At 71.5% G+C, this 16,424-nt stretch carries 14 protein-coding genes, 1 other RNA gene and 1 pseudogene; 12 read left to right on the top strand and 4 right to left on the bottom strand.

What is annotated here, in order from left to right; genetic code table 11:
• Positions 1-65 precede the first annotated feature (65 nt).
• The 4 genes from ACIBKX_RS03175 to ACIBKX_RS03160 all read left to right on the top strand — a co-directional run bounded on the left by ACIBKX_RS03175 (position 66) and on the right by ACIBKX_RS03160 (position 4,176).
• Positions 66-1,136, top strand: a complete 1,071-nt coding sequence (locus ACIBKX_RS03175; protein WP_399375618.1) for an ABC transporter substrate-binding protein — start codon at positions 66-68, stop codon at positions 1,134-1,136.
• A 182-nt stretch (positions 1,137-1,318) separates the two neighbouring features.
• Positions 1,319-2,173, top strand: coding sequence for a Nif3-like dinuclear metal center hexameric protein (locus ACIBKX_RS03170; protein WP_363270702.1), 855 nt, complete (start codon positions 1,319-1,321; stop codon positions 2,171-2,173).
• Complete coding sequence (locus ACIBKX_RS03165) at positions 2,170-2,913, top strand: C4-type zinc ribbon domain-containing protein (RefSeq protein WP_363270846.1); 744 nt, start codon at positions 2,170-2,172, stop codon at positions 2,911-2,913. Before ACIBKX_RS03170 ends, ACIBKX_RS03165 begins: the two co-directional genes overlap by 4 nt.
• 12 nt (positions 2,914-2,925) lie before the next feature.
• Positions 2,926-4,176: a bifunctional RNase H/acid phosphatase gene (locus tag ACIBKX_RS03160; RefSeq protein WP_363270703.1), complete on the top strand. Its 1,251-nt coding sequence runs from the start codon at positions 2,926-2,928 to the stop codon at positions 4,174-4,176.
• 11 nt (positions 4,177-4,187) lie between these two features.
• Here ACIBKX_RS03160 and eda read toward each other — a convergent pair whose 3' ends face one another.
• Complete coding sequence (gene eda, locus ACIBKX_RS03155) at positions 4,188-4,829, bottom strand: bifunctional 4-hydroxy-2-oxoglutarate aldolase/2-dehydro-3-deoxy-phosphogluconate aldolase (RefSeq protein ID WP_363270704.1); 642 nt, start codon at positions 4,827-4,829, stop codon at positions 4,188-4,190.
• A gap of 235 nt (positions 4,830-5,064) precedes the next feature.
• Between eda and yaaA the strand changes: the two genes are divergently transcribed.
• Both yaaA and ACIBKX_RS03145 read left to right on the top strand, forming a co-directional pair.
• The gene (gene yaaA, locus ACIBKX_RS03150; RefSeq protein ID WP_363270705.1) at positions 5,065-5,871 is read left to right on the top strand and encodes a peroxide stress protein YaaA; all 807 of its coding nucleotides are present in this window, start codon (positions 5,065-5,067) and stop codon (positions 5,869-5,871) included.
• A gap of 221 nt (positions 5,872-6,092) precedes the next feature.
• Positions 6,093-7,538: an RNB domain-containing ribonuclease gene (locus ACIBKX_RS03145; protein WP_363270706.1), complete on the top strand. Its 1,446-nt coding sequence runs from the start codon at positions 6,093-6,095 to the stop codon at positions 7,536-7,538.
• A 39-nt stretch (positions 7,539-7,577) separates the two neighbouring features.
• Here the strand turns inward: ACIBKX_RS03145 and ACIBKX_RS03140 are convergent, their stop codons facing one another.
• Together ACIBKX_RS03140 and ACIBKX_RS03135 are read right to left on the bottom strand one after the other, a co-directional pair.
• Positions 7,578-8,180, bottom strand: a complete 603-nt coding sequence (locus tag ACIBKX_RS03140; RefSeq protein ID WP_363270707.1) for a hypothetical protein — start codon at positions 8,178-8,180, stop codon at positions 7,578-7,580.
• Positions 8,181-8,251: 71 nt separating this feature from the next.
• Entirely contained in the window at positions 8,252-9,115 is an 864-nt protein-coding gene (locus tag ACIBKX_RS03135; RefSeq protein ID WP_363270847.1) for a MerR family transcriptional regulator, read from the bottom strand.
• Between the two features lie 275 nt (positions 9,116-9,390).
• Here ACIBKX_RS03135 and ACIBKX_RS03130 point away from each other — a divergent pair, with 275 nt between their 5' ends.
• The 5 genes and pseudogenes from ACIBKX_RS03130 to ACIBKX_RS03110 all read left to right on the top strand — a co-directional run bounded on the left by ACIBKX_RS03130 (position 9,391) and on the right by ACIBKX_RS03110 (position 12,843).
• The gene (locus ACIBKX_RS03130) at positions 9,391-9,960 is read left to right on the top strand and encodes a Uma2 family endonuclease (protein ID WP_363270848.1); all 570 of its coding nucleotides are present in this window, start codon (positions 9,391-9,393) and stop codon (positions 9,958-9,960) included.
• A 184-nt stretch (positions 9,961-10,144) separates the two neighbouring features.
• A complete protein-coding gene (locus ACIBKX_RS03125; RefSeq protein WP_363270708.1) occupies positions 10,145-11,026 on the top strand; it encodes an AraC family transcriptional regulator in 882 nt (293 codons plus the stop codon).
• 19 nt (positions 11,027-11,045) lie between these two features.
• A pseudogene (locus ACIBKX_RS03120) lies at positions 11,046-11,825 on the top strand (DMT family transporter); the annotation flags it as partial.
• Positions 11,826-11,946: 121 nt separating this feature from the next.
• Positions 11,947-12,354, top strand: an RNA gene (rnpB, locus tag ACIBKX_RS03115) — RNase P RNA component class A.
• Positions 12,355-12,561: 207 nt separating this feature from the next.
• The gene (locus tag ACIBKX_RS03110; RefSeq protein WP_363270709.1) at positions 12,562-12,843 is read left to right on the top strand and encodes a DUF2399 domain-containing protein; all 282 of its coding nucleotides are present in this window, start codon (positions 12,562-12,564) and stop codon (positions 12,841-12,843) included.
• On the opposite strand, the gene ACIBKX_RS03105 is transcribed toward ACIBKX_RS03110, so the two are convergent.
• Positions 12,758-13,990, bottom strand: a complete 1,233-nt coding sequence (locus ACIBKX_RS03105; protein WP_363270710.1) for a DNA sulfur modification protein DndB — start codon at positions 13,988-13,990, stop codon at positions 12,758-12,760. The two genes, ACIBKX_RS03110 and ACIBKX_RS03105, sit on opposite strands and share 86 nt — an antisense overlap.
• A gap of 215 nt (positions 13,991-14,205) precedes the next feature.
• On the opposite strand from ACIBKX_RS03105, the gene ACIBKX_RS03100 reads away from it, so the two are divergent.
• Positions 14,206-16,398, top strand: coding sequence for an N-6 DNA methylase (locus tag ACIBKX_RS03100; RefSeq protein ID WP_363270849.1), 2,193 nt, complete (start codon positions 14,206-14,208; stop codon positions 16,396-16,398).
• The last annotated feature ends 26 nt before the right edge of the window (positions 16,399-16,424 follow it).

Below are 16,424 nucleotides of genomic sequence, written 5' to 3'. Positions count from 1 at the left end.
AGACGTACCGCACCGCCCCGCACCGCCCGAGCCGCGCAGCGACCCGCACACACCCTGGAGCACCGATGTCCCCGTCCGTCAGGTCCAGCAGTTCCATGCGGCCCCGCCGTCACCGCGCCACCGCGGCGGTCGCCCTCGCCGTGGCCGGCGCGCTCTCCCTCGCGGCCTGCGGCTCCGGCGACGGCGGCGCGGACTCCGGCAAGTCCGACAACGGCAGCGGCAGCAAGTCCGTCGCCCAGGGCGGCGACGACTTCGCCAAGGCCGCCGAGCAGACGGCGAAGATGGGCACCAAGGCCAAGGCGGGCGAATTCCCCCGCACCATCACGCACGCCCGCGGCAAGACCGAGCTGAAGGCGCAGCCCAAGCGGGTCGTGGTCCTGGACGTCGGCGAGCTGGACAACGTGGTCTCCCTGGGCGTGAAGCCCGTAGGCTACGCGCCCACCGAGGGCGACGACGGCGTACCCGGCTACCTGAAGAAGGCGGCCGGCAGCCCCAAGGACGTCGGCACGATCAACTCCCTCAACCTGGAGGCGATCGCCGCGCTCGAACCGGACCTGATCCTCGGCAGCGAGCTGCGCGCCGCCAAGCTCTACCCGCAGCTCTCGAAGATCGCCCCGACCGTGTTCTCCATCCGCCCCGGCTTCACGTGGAAGGAGAACTACCTCCTGAACGCGGCCGCCCTCGACAAGACCGAGAAGGCGAAGAACGAGCTCGCCCTGTACGAGGAGAAGGCGCGGGCCCTGGGCCGTGACCTCGGCGACGACAAGCCGACCATCACGATGCTCCGCTACATGCCGGACCGCATCCGCCTCTACGCGAAGGCGTCCTTCATCGGCACGATCCTCGACGACGCCGGTCTGCCCCGCCCGAAGAACCAGCAGATCAACGACCTCGCCACCGAGATCAGCCCCGAGAAGATCGACGAGGCCGACGCGGACTGGATCTTCACGGGTGTCTACGGGGACGCCAAGAAGACGGGCCGCTCCGAGGCCGAGAAGAACCCCCTGTGGAAGAAGCTCGACGCGGTGAAGAACGGCCAGGCCAAGGACGTCCCGGACGAGACGTGGTACCTGGGCCTGGGCGTGACGGCGGCGAACGAGGTCCTGGACGACCTGAAGGCGACGCTCGCCCCGTAAACCTGAAGGCGACGCTCGCCCCGTAAAGAGGCGCCCCGTAAAGAGGCGCCTCGCGAAGACGCGCCTCGCGAAGAGGCGCCTCGCGTGCGAGGTGCCCTGTAGTGGCGCGGGGAACTGCGCCCCTACAGGGCACTCAGCAACGCACGACATGCCGAGCGCAGCGGGAAGGTAGCCTTTTCCCCGTGCCCCGTCTGTCAGAAATCATCGCCGCCCTCGACGCCCTGTGGCCCCCCGAGCGGGCCGAGCAGTGGGACGCGGTCGGCACGGTCTGCGGCGATCCCGACGCGGAGGTCACCCGTGTCCTCTTCGCCGTCGACCCCGTCCAGGAGATCGCCGACGAGGCGGTGCGGCTGGGCGCCCAGCTCCTGGTCACCCACCACCCGCTCTATCTGCGCGGTACGACGACGGTCTCGGCCGGCACCTTCAAGGGCCGCGTCGTGCACGAGCTGATCAAGAACGACGTGGCGCTGCACGTGGCGCACACCAACGCGGACCGCGCCGACCCCGGAGTCTCCGACGCCCTCGCCGGCGCCCTCGACCTCCGCGTCGTGCGCCCCCTCGTACCGGACCCGACCGACGAGCACGGCCGCCGCGGCCTCGGCCGGATCTGCGAGCTCGAACACCCGCTGACGCTCGCCGAACTCGCCGAGCGCGCCGCGAAGCGGCTGCCCGGCACCGCGCAGGGCATCCGCGTCGCGGGCGACCCGGACGCCCTGATCCGCACCGTCGCGGTCAGCGGCGGCTCCGGCGACAGCCTCTTCGACGACGTACGGGCCGCCGGTGTGGACGCCTTCCTCACCGCCGACCTGCGCCACCACCCGGCGTCCGAGGCCCGCGAGCGCACCCCGCTCGCGCTGCTCGACGCCGCGCACTGGGCCACCGAGTGGCCCTGGTGCGAGCTGGCCGCAGCCCAGCTCGACGAGATTTCCGACCGTCACGGATGGGGCCTTCGCGTCCACGTCTCGAAGACGGTCACCGACCCCTGGACCGCCCACGCGGCCTCTCCTCTCAACGACTCATCTGGAGCCCCCAACTGAACGCCGCGCCCGCCGACCAGATCCGACTGCTCGACGTCCAGGCCCTGGACGTACGACTGCAGCAGCTCGCGCACAAGAAGAAGTCGCTGCCCGAGCACGCCGAGATCGAGTCGCTGAACAAGGACCTCGCGCAGCTGCGCGACCTGCACGTCGCCTCGACGACCGAGGAGAGCGACTGCGCCCGCGAGCAGACCAAGGCGGAGCAGGACGTCGACCAGGTGCGCCAGCGCGCGGCCCGCGACCAGCAGCGCCTCGACTCGGGCGCGATCAGCTCCCCCAAGGACCTGGAGAACCTCCAGCGAGAGATCGCCTCGCTCGCCAAGCGCCAGGGCGACCTGGAGGACGTCGTCCTGGAGGTCATGGAGCGCCGCGAGTCCGCCCAGGAGCGGGTCTCCGAGCTGGCGGGGCGCGTCTCGTCCGTCCAGTCGAAGATCGACGACGCGACGGCCCGCCGTGACGCCGCCTGCGAGGAGCTCGACGGCGAGGCCGCCACGGTCAGCAAGGAGCGCGAGGTCGTGGCGGGTTCGATCCCGGCCGACCTCCTCAAGCTGTACGACCGGCTGCGTGAGAAGGCGGGCGGCATCGGCGCCGCCAAGCTCTACCAGCGCCGCTGCGAGGGCTGCCGCCTGGAGCTGGACATCACCGACTTCAACGAGGTGAAGGCGGCGTCCCCCGACACGGTCGTGCGGTGCGAGAACTGCAGCCGCATCCTGGTGCGTACGTCCGAGTCCGGCCTGTAAGGGACTGCGGCGGTGCGGGAGTTCATCGTCGAGGCCGACGGCGGGTCGCGGGGCAACCCGGGGCCCGCGGGCTACGGTTCCGTGGTGATCGACGCGGCGTCGGGGGAGACCCTGGCGGAGGCCGCGGAGTTCATCGGCGTCGCGACGAACAACGTCGCCGAGTACAAGGGTCTGGTGGCGGGCCTGAAGGCCGCGCACGCGCTCGACCCCGCGGCGTCCGTCCATGTCCGGATGGACTCCAAGCTGGTCGTCGAGCAGATGTCGGGCCGCTGGCAGATCAAGCACCCGGACATGAAGCCGCTCGCCGCGGAGGCCGCGCGGGTCTTCCCCGCGTCTCAGGTGACGTACGAGTGGATCCCGCGCGAGAAGAACAAGCACGCGGACCGGCTCGCCAACGAGGCGATGGACGCGGGCAAGCGGGGCAAGCAGTGGGAGGCGTCGGCGTCCACGGCGGAGCTGGACGCGGGCGCGGCCGCCTCCGTGTCCTCCTCCGGGCCGCCCGGTGACGCGGCCGCCGGTGCGGCGAAGGCGCGGGCGGCGCTGGCGGAGCGCCGGGCGCCGGACGCCCGTGCGGCGGGCAACGTCGCGGCGACGCCGACCCCGTCCGCCCCGCCCGTCGGCTGGGCCGCCCCCGACCTCGGCGCTCCCGCGACCTTCGTCCTGCTGCGGCACGGCGAGACCGCGCTGACGCCGCAGAAGAGGTTCTCCGGAAGCGGCGGTTCCGACCCGTCCCTCTCTGACGTGGGCCGGGAGCAGGCCGAACGCGCGGCGGCGGCGCTCGCCGCGCGCGGCACGATCGAGGCGATCGTCTCCTCGCCGCTCAAGCGCTGCCAGGAGACCGCGCAGGCGGTGGCCGCCCGGCTCGGACTCGACGTACGGATCGAGGACGGGCTGCGTGAGACGGACTTCGGGGCCTGGGAGGGCCTGACCTTCGGCGAGGTGCGCGAGCGCCGGCCGGAGGAGCTGAACGCGTGGCTGTCGTCGGCGAAGGCGGCACCGCCGGGCGGCGAGTCGTTCACGGCGGTGGCCCGCAGGGTGTCGGCGGCGCGGGACCGGCTGACCGCCGAGTACGCGGGCCGGACGGTACTGCTCGTCACGCACGTCACGCCGATCAAGACCCTGATCCGTCTCGCCCTGGGCGCCCCGCCCGAGGCCCTGTTCCGGATGGAACTCTCGGCGGCGTCACTGTCGGCGGTGGCGTACTACGCGGACGGCAACGCGTCGGTGCGCCTCCTGAACGAGACGGCGCATCTGCGCGGGTAGTCCGTCGGACTTCAGCCGCGGAGGGCGGCGGCCTCACGCGCCAGCTTCTCGACCCGCGCCCAGTCCTTCGTGGCGACGGCGTCGGCGGGCAGCATCCAACTGCCGCCCACGCAGCCGACGTTGGGCAGCGCGAGGTAGGAGGGCGCGGAGGCGAGGGAGATGCCGCCGGTGGGGCAGAACCGGGCCTGCGGCAGCGGACCGCCGAGGGACTTGAGATAGGCGGTCCCGCCGGCGGCCTCCGCCGGGAAGAACTTCATCTCGCTGACCCCGCGCTCGAGCAGCGCGACCACCTCCGAGGTCGTCGACACACCCGGCAGGAACGGCACCCCCGAGTCCTTCATCGCGTCGAGCAGCGAGTCGGTCCACCCCGGGCTGACGAGGAACCGCGCCCCGGCGGCCACGGAGTCGGCGACGCCCCGGGCGGAGATGACGGTGCCCGCGCCGACCACGGCGTCCGGAACCTCGGCGGCGACGGCCCGGATCGCGTCGAGCGCGACGGGGGTCCGCAGGGTCACCTCGATGGCGGGCAGCCCGCCCGCGACCAGCGCCCGCGCCAGAGGCACGGCGTCACCGATCTCCTCCACGACGACGACGGGAACGACGGGGGCGAGATCGAGCACGGAGGGCACGCCGGGAGTGGCCGAGGAAGTCATGCGGACATCCTGCCCCGCCGTCGGCAACATGCGCAAAGCCCGTTGCAGTCTCTGCAACGCCTGTTCGGAGTGATCGGGCGGGTGGGCAGGAAAGGCCTGTTCGTGCACACGAGGCCTGTTCGTGCGCACGAGGCCTGTTCGTGCACACGAGGCCTGTTCGTGCGCCCGGACGCGCCGGGCAACTAACCTGTCTCCGGGGCCGCACCCCCACCCCCATCCCTCCGAAGGAGACACCTTGCTCGTGCTGCTGCCGCCCTCCGAAGGCAAGGCCCCCTCCGGCCGCGGCGCCCCCCTGAAGCCGGAGTCCCTCTCCCTGCCGTCCCTCGCGGACGCGAGAAGCGCCGTCCTCGACGAGCTGGTCGACCTGTGCGTGGCGGACGAGGAGAAGGCCAGGGACGTACTCGGTCTGAGCGAGGGCCTGCGGGGCGAGATCGCCAAGAACGCCGAACTGCGGACGGCGGGCGCGCGCCCCGCGGGCGAGATCTACACCGGAGTTCTGTACGACGCCCTGGACCTGGCCTCCCTCGACGCCGCCGCCAAGCGCCGCGCGTCCCGCTCCCTGCTCGTCTTCTCGGGCCTGTGGGGCGCCGTCGGCATCGGCGACCGTATCCCCTCCTACCGCTGCTCCATGGGCGTGAAGCTGCCGGGCCTCGGCGCCCTGGGCGCCCACTGGCGTACGCCGATGGCCTCCGCGATGCCGGAGGCGGCGGGCGACGGTCTCGTACTCGATCTGCGGTCGTCGGCGTACGCGGCGGCATGGAAGCCGAAGGGCGAGGTCGCGGGCCGGACGGCGACGGTACGGGTGCTGCACGCGCAGACCGACCCGAAGACGGGCGTCGAGAAGCGCTCCGTCGTCTCGCACTTCAACAAGGCGACGAAGGGCCGGATCGTCCGCTCCCTCCTGTCGACCGGCGCCCAGCCGAAGAACCCCGCCGAACTGGTGACGGCCCTGCGGGACCTGGGCCACGTGGTGGAGGCGGAGGCCCCCGCGAAGGCGGGGAAGGCGTGGGCACTGGACGTGGTGGTACGAGAGATCCACTGAGCCCGGGGTCCAAGCGGTGGGCCGGGGCCGATCCAGTGGGCCGGGGGCGGACCAGTCCTCCCGTCCCACCGGGGCGCTCGGAGCGGACCAGTCCTCCCGTCCCACCGGGGCGCTCGGAGCGGACCAGTCCCCTCCCGTCCCACCGAGGCGCTCGGAGCCGACCAGCCCCCCCCGGCCCACCGAGACGAGCGCCCGCCCCCCGCCAGGCCTACGCTCGATGCATGCCCCGCCGCCACCTCCACGTGACCGGCGCAGCCGAGGCTCCGTTGCGGGGCGTGCTGCGTGACCTGCGGACGAAGCTGGACGTGCCCGGCGACTTCCCGGCCGACGTCCTCGCCGAGGCCGAGCGCGCCGCCGCCGCGCCACGGCTGCCCGACGACGACGCGACGGACATCCCCTTCTTCACCGTCGACCCGCCCACCTCCGTCGACCTCGACCAGGCGATGCACCTGTCCCGGCGCGACGGCGGCGGGTTCCGGGTGCGGTACGCCATCGCGGACGTCGCCGCGTACGTCACGCCGGGCACGGCGCTCGACGCGGAGGCCCACCGCCGCGTCACCACCCTCTACTTCCCCGACGAGAAGGTCCCGCTGCACCCCACCTCGCTGAGCGAGGGCGCCGCCAGCCTGCTCCCCGGCCAGGACTGCCCGGCGGCGCTCTGGACGATCGACCTCGACGACGAGGGGCGCACGCTCTCCGTCGACGTACGCCGTGCCCTCGTACGCAACCGCGCGAAGCTGGACTACGAAGGAGTGCAGCGGGAGATCGACGCCGGTACCGCAGAGGAGCCGGTCGCGCTGCTCGCCGAGATCGGCCGGCTGCGCGAACGCCTGGAGGTCGAACGCGGCGGCATCTCCCTCAACGTCCCCGAGCAGGAGATCGTCGAACGGGACGGCAGGTACGAACTCGCCTACCGCGCGCCCCTCCCCGCCGACGGCTGGAACGCCCAGATCTCCCTGCTCACGGGCATGGCAGCGGCAGAGCTGATGATCGACACGGGTACGGGCATCCTGCGTACGCTGCCCACGGCCCCGGACGGCGCGGTCGGGAGGCTGCGCCGTACCGCAAAGGCCCTGCACATCGACTGGCCGCACCACGTCCCGTACGCGGAACTCGTCCGCTCGCTCGACCCGGCCGCGTCGTCCCACCACGCCGCGTTCCTCCAGGAGTGCACGACGCTGCTGAGGGGCGCGGGCTACACGGCCTTCAGCGGCGGCGAGGTCCCCGAGCTGACCACGCACGCCGCGGTGGCCGCCCCCTACGCCCACTGCACGGCACCGCTGCGGCGCCTCGTCGACCGTTACGCCGCCGAGCTCTGCCTGGCCGCCTGCGCGGGCGATCCGCCCCCGGAGTGGGTGCTCGCCGCGCTGCCGGAGCTGCCCAAGGAGATGGCGGAGGGCACGCGGCGCGGCAACACCGTCGAGCGTGCCTGCGTGGACATCGTCGAGGCGGCGCTGCTGAAGGAGCGGGTCGGAGAGATCTTCGACGCGGTGGTGGTGGACGTGAAGGAGGGCGAACCGGCCGCCGGGACCGTCCAGTTGACCGAACCGGCGATCGTCGCCCCCATCTCGGGCGGCACGGGCCCGCTGCCGCTGGGGGAGCGGCTGCGGGTACGGCTGACGCAGGCGGACCCGGGGGCGGCGGAGGTCCGGTTCGCACCGGCCTGAGGCCTGAGGCCTGAGGCCCGCGGCTACGGGGCTACGGGGCTACGGGGCGTCCGCCCGCTCGGCGGTGGCGGCCTTCAGCGCGGCCAGCAGTGCGGCCGGATCGTCGGCGTGCAGCCGCACGGTCGTCACGGGACGCCCCTTCCCCAGGAACCCGACCGCCGTCACCGGCTCCGTCAGATCCAGCGTGACGGAGGTCTGCGCGCCGACCGGCAGATCGAGCACCCCGTCCGCGGCCTCGTGCGTGAAGCGCCGCTCGCCGCGTACGGCGGCGATGTGCTCCAGCGGTATCCGCAGATCGCGGTGGGCGCCCTTGCGTACGCGGAAGGAGTCGGCGGACAGCACGTGCGGCCGGGTCACGGAGGCGGCGTGCACGCCGAGCATCAGGATGACGCTGTAGACGTCGACGAAGAGCGTGATCTGGTGGAGCAGGGGCCAGTTCCGCAGCAGCACGGCGAGGGCGACGGTCTCGATGACGCAGACGAGGATGAACCCGTAGAACCCCGCGGCCTGATCCCGCGCGTGCCCGAACGCCAGGTCCCCTTCCCGCACCCCGTTCCGCCGCCGGGCCGCCCACAGCACGAGGCTCACCATGGCCCGCAGCTCATGCCCGACGATCCGCCGCAGCACCTTCCTTCCGCCCACCTTCCTTCCGCCCACCTTCCCTCCGGTCACCTTCCCTCCGGTCACTTTCCCCCCACCCACCTTCCCTCCGCTCATCGCGCACCCCGCTCCACGAGCAGCCGCATGGCGCGGCGCACGGCCTCGGCCTGAGCGGGGGCGAAGTCGGCGAAGAAGGCGCGGAGGAAGGCGGAGCCGGAGCCGGAACCGGAACCGTCGGGAGTGCCTTGCCGGTGAGGGCTCCCCAGGGCCGCGTCGGAGTCGGCGAACGCCACGAGCTGCTCCCGCCCCAGCTCCTCCACCATCGAGTCCGGCAGACACGCGGCCAGCGCCCGCGCCGTCTCCTCCACGCGAGGGTCGGAGGGATCGGCGTCCACCAGCTCGTCGAGCCGGGCGTACACGTCGTGCGCGGCCTCCAGCGCGCCCGGTCCTTCGAGCGCGGGCCGCAGCGCGGCGAGCAGGCGGTCGCGTTCCGGTGCGGGCGCGGCCGTCTCGATCAGGGCGAGCAGCTCACGGTCCTTGGCGGCCATCGCCGAGCCGGGGCCTTCGGAGAGATGGCCCGACGCGCGGGCCATCTCGCCGAAGAACTCGGCGAGTTCGGGGGAGACGGGCCCCTCGGCGGCGAGGCGTCCGCCGGCCGTGTCGGCGAGCAGCTCCCGCAGCCGCGCCCTGCGCTCCCTGATCGCGGCCTCCTGCCGGGCGAGGTCCTCGTCCAGCTCCGCGAGCACCTCGGCCAGCTCGCGCCCCGCGTCGTCCGCGACCACGTCCCGCACCTCGGTGAGGCCGAGCCCCAGCTCGGTCAGGCGCCGGATCCGGGCGAGCGCGACGGCGTGCCGCAGCGTGTACTCGCGATAGCCGTTGGCCCGCCGCTCGGGCTCGGGGAGCAGCCCGAGGTGGTGATAGTGCCTGATGGCCCGCGTGGTCACGCCGACGACACCGGCGAGCTCCCCGATCCGCATCCCGCTCGGTCGTCCGTACGACTGTCCGTACGACTGTCCGCTCGGTTTTCCGCTCGGCTTTCCGTTCATGGGGCCAGTAGAAACGTTGACGCTGCGGCAAGGTCAAGCGGACACGGGGCAGGGCTCGCCGGGCAGGACCCGCCGGGTGGTCGAAGCCTGACGATCACCCCTGATCCTGTGCCACGATCGAGGGAACAACTCTTGATCTCATGGACGGCGGATCACCGATGTCCCAGTCTGGCGAGCGACCGAGGAAGGGGCGTGACATGACTGCCATGGCACATGAGCCGCTCACGCGGGCGGAGGTCCTGCTGGAGGGCTTCCTGGCCCTGGACACCCCAGAGGGTTTCCGGGCGGAACTGATCGAGGGGGAGATTGTCGTGACGCCGCCGCCGGACGGGGACCACGAGCAGTACATCAACCTGATCGTCAAGCAGGTGATCAGGCGCTCTCGGACCGATATGGACTTCTCCGGGAACAAAGGGCTGAGGCTGAAGAGCGGGGGCGCTTGCCCGAAGAACCACGCTATCCCGGATGCCACCTTCGCCCCCACGAAGCTGCGTCTCTTCGTTGGCGCCGACCCCTGGATGCCCTGTGACGGCGTAGCCCTGGTCGTCGAGGTCACCTCGACCAAGCCGCAGGCGGACCGGGAGGCCAAGCGGCGCTGCTACGCCCGCGGCGGCATCCCGGTCTATCTGCTCATCGACCGTGACGAATCCTCGGTGACTCTGTTCCGTGAGGCCGAAGGGGACGACTACCGGCAGCACTGCACGGTCCCTTTCGGCAAGGCGCTCGCCCTTCCTGAGCCGTTCGGTTTCGAGCTGGAGACCTCGGAGTTCGGCTGAGTCTTCGGCACGTTCCCGTAGCCCCGTAGCCCCGTAGCCCCGTAGCCCCGTAGCCCTGTAGCCCTGTAGCTCTGAAGCCCTTGGCCCTGTAGTGCCGGACGACGCGGACCGCGGCGACGGCATGGAAGCGGGGCGCGGGGGCGTTGCATCCCTGAGAGGAACGAAGCGAGCGGGGAGCGACGGCATGGCGGGCGAGGAATGGGGCGGGAGAGGCGGCCGCGACGTACGAAGGGGAAGCGGGAATGCCGGCCGTGAGCAGGCCATCTGGACCCGCGCCCACCTCGGCACGGACGCCCCGCCCCTCGACCTCCTCACGGCCCGCTTCGACCGCCACCGCTATGCCCCGCACTACCACGAGGAGTTCACCGTCGGCGTCTGCACCGGCGGCGCCGAGATCATCGACTACCGGGGCGAGCGACTGCACGTAGGCCTGGGAACGATCGTCGTCCTTGCCCCCGGCGAGGTGCACACCGGCGGACCCGGCCACCACGGCGGCTACGCCTACCGGGCGATGTACCCGGCGCGCTCCCTCCTCGCCGAGGGCACCGTGACCACCCCGCACTTCCGCGACCCGGTGGTGAACGACCCCGAGCTGGCGGCGGCCCTCCGCACGGCACACACCGAACTCAGCGGCGCCGCCGACCCGTTGGAGGCGGAGTCACGACTGCCCTGGCTGCTCACGGCCCTGGCCCGTCGGCACGGCACGGCCCGCCCGCTGTGCGACACGATCCCCGGAGCCGACGCGATAGCCCGCGCGGTACGCGACCGCCTGGCGGACGAACTCCTCTCCCCGCCCTCCCTCTCCGAACTGGCCGCCCCTCTGGGCCTGTCCCGCTACCAACTCCTACGGGCCTTCCGTACGTCGACGGGGCTGCCGCCCTACGCCTGGCTGGCCCAGCACAGGGTGACCCGGGCCCGCACGCTGCTCGACGCGGGGCTGCGCCCGGCCGAGACGGCGGCCCTGGTGGGCTTCGCCGACCAGGCGCATCTGACACGCTGGTTCCGCCGCATCCTGGGGGTGACCCCGGCGGCGTACCGCAACAGCGTTCAAGACGTCGCACATTGAACGAACCGAGACTGCCCGCATGACTGCACGCGGCTGGTTCCTGTTCTCCCTGATGGGTGTCCTGTGGGGCATCCCGTACCTGATGATCAAAGTGGCCGTCGAAGACCTCTCGCCGACGATGGTGGTCTTCGTCCGCTGCGCGCTCGGCGCCGCGCTGCTCCTGCCGTTCGCGATACGACAAGGGGGCCTGCCCAGGGTCGTACGCGAACACTGGAAGCCCATGCTGGCCTTCGCGGCGACGGAGATCCTGGGCCCCTGGTGGACCCTCACGGACGCGGAACGCCGCCTATCCAGCTCGACGGCGGGCCTGCTGATCGCGGCGGTCCCGATCATCGGCGCGGTCGTGGCCCGCTTCTTCGGCGACACGGAACGCCTGGGCGCCCGCCGCCTGACGGGCCTGGGTCTGGGCCTGGCCGGAGTGGCGATCCTGACCCTCCCCCACCTCACGGGTGGCGACGCCTGGTCCCTGACGGAGGTCCTGCTGACGGCGCTGGGCTACGCCATCGCGCCCCTGATCGTGGCCCGCCACCTCAAGCCGGTCCCGACCCTGCAACTGATCGCCCCGTGCCTGACGCTGGCGGCAGTGGTCTACGCGGTACCGGCGGCGGCGACCTGGCCGACGACGGTGCCGGACACCAAGACCCTGGCGTCGCTGGCCGGGCTCGGCGTCATCTGCACGGCCCTGGCGTTCGTGGTCTTCCTGGAGCTGATCAGGGAGGCGGGCCCGACGAGGGCGGTGGTCTTCACGTACGTGAATCCGGCGGTGGCGGTTGCGGCAGGAGTGGCGTTCCTCTCCGAACCGCTGACGGCGGCGATCCTGGCGTCCTTCACCCTGATCCTCACGGGCTCGTTCTTGGCGACGTCGTCGGCGGCGGGGCGGAGCCGGGGCACACGGCGGGTAACATGGTCGGCACGGCAGACGAGCCGGGCGGACGGCCGCGTGAAGCTCCCCTCACCAGGGGGTCTTCCCGAGGAACGTCCGGGCTCCACAGGGCAAGGTGGTGGCTAACGGCCACCCGGGGTGACCCGCGGGACAGTGCCACAGAAAACAGACCGCCGGAGGCTTCGGCCTTCGGTAAGGGTGAAACGGTGGTGTAAGAGACCACCAGCGCCTGAGGTGACTCAGGCGGCTAGGTAAACCCCACTTGGAGCAAGGTCAAAAGGAGCCACCTCGGTGGCTCTGCGCGGACGTCCGAGGGCTGCCCGCCCGAGTCCGCGGGTAGACCGCACGAGGTCGGCAGCAATGCCGACCCTAGATGGATGGCCGTCTCCCCGGCCGCCGCGAGGCGACCGGGCGACAGAACCCGGCGTACAGCCCGACTCGTCTGCCTTTTTCGGCCCTGACCTGGGGTTATTCCAGGTGTGGGGCCGTATGGCGGTGGGTGGGGTGTGCCCGGCTGAGCGTGGGTGTTCCCGGGAGTTCCCGCGTGTTTGTGCACGGGGTGTGCACGCGGGGCGGGCTCAAGCCGTTGCGATGAGGCTGCGCAGGTTCGAATCATCGGCGGGGTTGTCAACGGGTAGGTGCCCGCCGCATCATGGCCCGTTGCGACGCACACCCCTGGCGTATGTGTGCGGACGATCGCGATCCCCTGGCGGCAGACGCTCAGTTGACCGGAATGCTGAAACGGGCCCTGGTCGGATGCCGCGTCGAGGACGACGGGGATCGTGGACTCACCCAGGCGGTGGAGACGCTGGGCATCGCTCTGCACGAGGAAGCCGCCGTCGATCCCTCTACGCCGGGAGTCCCCGGATCTGACGCCCAGCTTCCGTTGCCGGGTAGAGGATGGCGTCGGCGACCCGCCCGCCGGAATCCTTGACGCCACCGCTGAAGTTGAGACGGCCCGTGGTGCCGGTCTTGGCGGCGATGCCATCCCAGTACATGGCTTCGCGCTCCCAGCGGATACCGGCCAGCAGGCTGCGCAGTTCGTCGGGGTTGACGCCGCCGAGGGAGTCGGACCAGGGCGTCGACTGGTGTGCCGCGACACCGAGTCCCGCGATGACGGCAGGCGCGGTGATGGCGCTGCGAGACGTGAAGCTGCCGAGGTGTTCCGTGATGATTCCGGCCAGGAGCGGCACTACGGTGCGCTCGACGAGCCCGGCGTCGGTGCCCGCGGGCAGGCCGTCCTCGTGGATGGTCTCGGATGACAGGTTCAGGCCGGAGCGGCCGTAGACGGTGGCCACCACGAGGGCGCGCAGCGCCGAGAGAGTGACGACCTCGGCGTCCGTCTTGCCGACCTGGCGCTTGCTGGCATTGACGAGCTTGCTGAAAGGCACGACCTTGCCGTCGATCTCGACCTTGACGACCTCGGCGACACGGTGCGCGAGACGCGTGGCGAGGTCGCGCTGGTCCATGGACATGGAGAGGTTCTTGGAGACGTCGATACCCAGGACGTTGCGGTCGTGGAAGATCTGGCGGGCGTCGGCGGGGGCGAGGCCTACGTACATCTCGAACGGAATGCGGACGGCCATGAGCTGCTCGTAGGAGAGCCCGAACTTCTCGGGGCCGTCGAAAAGGTCGTGCCAGGCGGTCAGCTGGGTCTCACCGTCGACAGCGACCACCGTGGCGCCGGGCGCGATGGTGAGGGTCCGCAGTCCGGTGCCAGGCAGCAACTCGTCGCTGACCGCCCCGACGGTCCCGGCATGCCAGAAGGTGATCGGCGGCAGCGACCAGGCCTCGCCCCACGCGCCGTTGAGGCCCGTGGCGATGTACTCGGCGTACGACGTGGCGTTCTTGCCCTTGCCCGTCGACTTCAGAGTGCGCTGGACCTGCGCACGGATCTCGGCGTGCTGGCGGAGCTGGCCGGAGGCGGCCTTCAGGGACTTCTGGTCCTCCTCGCGGCGGGGCGACGGAACCATCTGCAGGAGTGCGGGCAGGGAGACCGTTCCGATGACCGCGTCCTCGCGGAACGGCATGACGGTGATCTGGGTGCCTTCGATGACGGTGGTCGGCATGGTGAGGCGCATAGAGGCTCCTTGGCCGGTATGGGTTGGCTGACTTGCCGCTCCCAGCTGCAAGCAGTCATGAGTAAACAGATGCCTGAAAGCACTGTCAAACGACTTGACGGGTTTGACGGGTGCTGTAGGGTGTTTACTGTTCACCTCCGAGAGGTTCAGGACTCCAGGTCATGCCCCATCAGTCACCCGCGCAGCACCCGTCACCGCCGTCCTCTGCGGCGCAGGTGACGGCGGCTGAGATCTCCCGCATTGCGGGAGTCACGCGCGCCACCGTCAGTAACTGGCGTCGGCGTCATGAGGACTTCCCCGCCCCTTCGGGCGGTACGGAGAGCAGCCCGCTGTACGACCTCCAGGCCGTGCAGGCCTGGCTGGGTAAACGCGGGCATGCATCCGCCGCCTCCCCGGCGGAGGAGCTGCGCACGGTCCTGCGCCTGCAGGGCGCCGGCTCAGGTGCGGCCGCGCGCTTGATCCCCCTGGTCCTTGCGGCATCCCGCCGTACCTCCGAGGATCTGGAACGGCTGGCCTCGTCCCCTGACGACGGGCTGATCGCCCAGGCCGATGCCGCTGCCGACCGCCTCCCGGCCGCCGTGCCGCTGGCCGAGCCGGTCCGCTACGACTCCGGTGACGCGGGTGCGGTCCGGGCGCTGTTGCGGTGCGTACAGGCGGCCGGCCCGCAGGTCGCTCTCGGTGTCCTGGCCGAACGCGAGCTGGACGGGGGGGCAGCCACCGGCACTTACCCGACGCCCGAGGGCCTGGCTGCGCTCATGGCCCGGCTCCTCCCCGAGGGTGTCGTCACCGTCCTCGACCCGGCCTGTGGGAGCGGCACGCTGCTCGTTGCGGCGGCCCGGCAGGGAGCGCGCGAGCTGTACGGGCAGGACGCGCTGCCCGTACAGGCTCAACGCTCGGCCGTGCGACTGCTGTTGAGTTCGGCTGCCACCGCGCCGACATCGGAGGCCGCCGGTGAAGTCCCCGAGGACGCTGTGACGATCCGTACCGGCGACAGCCTGCGCGACGACGCGTTTCCCGGCCTGACCGTGGACGCAGTCCTGTGTAACCCGCCCTTCGGTGACCGCGACTGGGGCCATGAAGAGCTGGCGTACGACCCGCGATGGGCGTACGGGGTTCCGCCTCGCATGGAGTCCGAACTTGCCTGGGTGCAGCATGCGTTGGGGCACGTCGAGCCCGGCGGCTTCGTGGTCATGGTGCTGCCGCCCGGTGCCGCCTTCCGCACCTCGGGTCGCCGGATCCGCGCGGAGCTCGTACGGAGCGGGGCCCTGCGCGCGGTGGTTTCCCTGCCGCCGGGTGCGGCCTATCCGCTGCACATCGGTCTGCATGTCTGGGTACTGCAGCGGCCGGATCCGGGAAGCGCGGAACGCAAGGCGGTGCTGTTCGTCAATAGTGAGGGCGAGCGGACGGCCGTCCGGGACACCGTGATGGGCGCCTCGACTCGTGGCACGCGTGGTGGCAGCCGCGTGGAGCAGCAGCCATTCGACTGGGCTGACCTGACGGCACGCGTTGTCGAGCAGTGGAAGGCGTTCTCGTCGGACCCGGATGCCTTCAGTGACGAGCCGGGCGTGTCCCGTGCTGTGCCCGTCGTCGACTTGATCGGTGAAGTCGTTGACGTCACCCCGGTACGCCATGTTCGGTCAACGGCCGCGGACATTGAGCCCGAGGCATTGGCCGGGCGGGTGGCGGACTTGCAGGAACAACTGGCCGATCAACTCAAGGGGTTGAGCGCTGCCGCTGCGCACGGGAAATGGCAGCCGTCCGCTGCGCAGCCCGACGCATGGCGCACGGCCACGGTCGCCGATCTGGCACGGGGCGGCGCGCTGACGGTGCTGCGGGGGGCACTGCCCGCTTCACGGGACACGGCGAGCGGCGGCGCGGAGGACGACCGCCCGGTGCTGACCGTCCAGGACATCTCCGCCGGCGGCCCTGCCTCGGGAACGGCCGATCGGATCCGGCTCGATGCCGCGCAGGCTGTCAGCGCGGGGGATGTCGTGCTGTGCGGCGTCGCTCCACAAGGGGGACGAGGGGCGATGTCCAGGGTGACCGGTGATCGTGACGCGGGCTGCCTGCTCGGTCCTAACCTTCACCTCCTGCGGCCGGACCCGGCCCGCTTGGACGCCTGGTTCCTCGCCGGGTTCTTGGGAGCGGAGGACAACATTGCGGCGGCCTCGACGGGCACGACCTCGATGGTGCACGTCAACCCGGGACGTCTCCGAGTACCTCTGATGCCGCTTGAGCAGCAGCGGCGGTACGGCGAGGCATTCCGCCACGTACACGAGTTGCGTGAAGCCGCGCGCCGTACTGCGGAGTTGGTGGCGGAGGCGGCGTCCACGGTGTCGACCGGCTTGACGGCCGGGGCGCTCTTGCCCCCTCCGCCGAAGTCGTCATCTGACCGCGACTTTCCTTGAGCGATGCCACTCGTTCCACCCATTGA

This window comes from Streptomyces sp. NPDC050658 (genome assembly GCF_044457025.1).
In the GTDB taxonomy this organism is placed as follows: Bacteria; Actinomycetota; Actinomycetes; order Streptomycetales; family Streptomycetaceae; genus Streptomyces.
The sequence above is the reverse complement of the archived record's forward strand: the minus strand, read 5'-3'. Positions and strand labels throughout refer to the sequence as shown.